The sequence below is a fragment of the Streptomyces boluensis genome, assembly GCF_009908195.1.
Classification (GTDB): Bacteria; Actinomycetota; Actinomycetes; order Streptomycetales; family Streptomycetaceae; genus Streptomyces; species Streptomyces boluensis.
Map to the genome: position 1 here is coordinate 1 of NZ_JAAAHS010000780.1, position 566 is coordinate 566.

Annotated in this window: 1 protein-coding gene and 1 riboswitch; the gene reads right to left on the minus strand. The window is 69.3% G+C overall.

The genetic code is table 11. The features are described 5' to 3' along the window. Positions 1-16: 16 nt before the first annotated feature. Positions 17-140: riboswitch (cyclic di-AMP (ydaO/yuaA leader) on the minus strand. Further along, on the minus strand, positions 97-270 hold the full coding sequence (locus tag GUY60_RS40130) for a hypothetical protein (RefSeq protein ID WP_161706056.1): 174 nt from the start codon (positions 268-270) through the stop codon (positions 97-99). (Overlaps the previous riboswitch by 44 nt.) Positions 271-566: the final 296 nt, after the last annotated feature.

The window sequence follows — 566 nt, forward strand, 5'->3', positions numbered from 1 at the left end:
GGACAGCCGTCATCGATGCTCCTGCTCCAGTCGCCTGCGAGGTGAGCTGTCGGGTTCGGGCTGGAGTTGCCCGGTCGCACTGTGGCGACTTCACCCCTAGGCCGCCAGGCACTTGCCCTGGCCGCCGGCGCCGTCCGGTACGTGGTGCGCGCGCGGTGTGTGGTGCGTGGTGCGGATGTACCGGTCGGTGCGGGTGGGTCCCCCGCTCCTGCCCGACGGTTGCGGCGTGGTTCCGTACGCGCCGGGGCAGGACTCGGCGTTCGGCGGCACGGTGTTCGAGGCTCGAACGCCGAGCACGCTAGGGGGAATCGGCCGTTCCGCACAAGAGCTTCACAGCAGGAACACCGTGCATCACACGACAACTCACGTACCGTGCACACCTGTTGGCCCAGCGTGCCCAGCATGCCCGCGCGATTTCTCAACTCACCTGTGTATCGCGGGTGTTGTCGGATTTTTCCGAGGCCTTCGTGACAGTTCCCGGTCCCGGCAGCGAGGCCCGGCGCACCGCGGGGGCCAGCGTCCCGACGATCGCCCCGCTCGCGCTGATCGCCCCGCCGACCAGGAAC